1 protein-coding gene is annotated in these 400 nt (G+C 40.8%); it reads left to right on the top strand.

Features of this window, described 5'->3' with window-relative positions; all coding sequences use genetic code 11:
• On the top strand, positions 1-400 hold a 400-nt coding region (locus GFC01_RS18480), incomplete at both ends, for a magnesium transporter MgtE N-terminal domain-containing protein (RefSeq protein ID WP_423244428.1).

The raw sequence follows: 400 nt of genomic DNA, 5'->3' as shown, positions 1-400 counted from the left end.
TCATTATTTTATTAAGAGATGGCAAACGCAAAGAATTTAAAAACATTATGGAAGAACTTCAGCCATATGATATGGCCTATTTATTTAAAGAACTTCCGGAAAAACACCGCGGTCGTTTCCTCAGCTTTTTAACAATCGATGATGTGACGGAAATGATGGGTGAGCTTGAGCGCGAATACCAAGAAATTGTGCTTGAAAAAGTAGGAAAAGACAAAGCCACCTTCGTCACAAACAAAATGGATAACGATGACCTAGCCAACTTGTTTGATGAAATGGATGATGAGCTGAAAGATCAGCTTTTATCAAACATGGAGGCAGAGGAATCAAAGGCCGTCCAGCTTCTCATGAATTATCCTGCTGAGACAGCAGGCCGGATCATGACCAACCGGTACGTATGGAT

This window comes from Desulfofundulus thermobenzoicus (assembly GCF_009428905.1).
Classification (GTDB): domain Bacteria; phylum Bacillota; class Desulfotomaculia; order Desulfotomaculales; family Desulfovirgulaceae; genus Desulfofundulus_A; species Desulfofundulus_A thermobenzoicus.
The sequence above is the reverse complement of the archived record's forward strand: the minus strand, read 5'-3'. Positions and strand labels throughout refer to the sequence as shown.